The 667-nt window shown below is 43.5% G+C and carries 1 protein-coding gene; it reads right to left on the bottom strand.

The genetic code is table 11. From position 1 onward, the window contains the following. Window positions 1-73: 73 nt before the first annotated feature. The gene (locus tag CHH53_RS06935) at window positions 74-505 is read right to left on the bottom strand and encodes a type II secretion system protein (protein ID WP_095215404.1); all 432 of its coding nucleotides are present in this window, start codon (window positions 503-505) and stop codon (window positions 74-76) included. Window positions 506-667 lie beyond the last annotated feature (162 nt).

Genomic DNA, 667 nt, shown 5'->3' with positions numbered 1-667 from the left:
GGTACATAAAAGTAAGAACATACCGAAGCTGAATAAGGCATCCAATATAAGAAACCCTTCTTGTCTAGTAGGTTTACTCATAGTATCCTCTTCCTTTGCCGAGCGGAAACACTAGTCTGTCGGTTCCCATAGGGGTGTGTATGGTCATACTGCCTGGTTGCAGGGCTGTTCCTGATTGGCTGAAGGCAAATGACCTGGAATCAGGATGAATTTTGATTGCATAACCTTCAGGAATTTGCCGGACTAATACATCTTCTTGCAACTTGGCGGAGTATATCTCATATTTATCATTTTCCAGGTAAAGCTTTGCTGTCCTGTCGAATTGAGTGTATTGCTGGAGATAAAGAAGGTCTTGTTCCAGCCGCTGTTTGAATTGGTTCACTTCCGCTTTGGTAAGAAGATGATGATAAAAACCTGTTCCGATTGCAATCAAAAAGGAAGACAAACCAAGTACGATCATCAATTCAAGTAAACTAAAGCCCCCTTCCTTATGATCCGGATGCATCTGTCAATGAAACTCCGCCATCAGGACTGATGACCAATATGCGTTTCCCGCCCTGGCATGTCGTCTCTGTCAAATAACCGTTTTGAAGCTGTGAGAGAGTGGGAACTGTGCCATGATCGATTTTATACGTCTGAACCTGGCTCTCGGCTAATTTTACCAGTG

The organism is Terribacillus sp. 7520-G (genome assembly GCF_002271665.1).
Lineage (GTDB): Bacteria > Bacillota > Bacilli > Bacillales > Amphibacillaceae > Terribacillus.
The sequence above is the reverse complement of the archived record's forward strand: the minus strand, read 5'-3'. Positions and strand labels throughout refer to the sequence as shown.

Coding starts and splice junctions, on each gene's coding strand:
- CHH53_RS06935 (WP_095215404.1), bottom strand. CDS start 505: ATGCATCCGGATCATAAGGAAGGGGGCTTTAGTTTACTTGAATTGATG.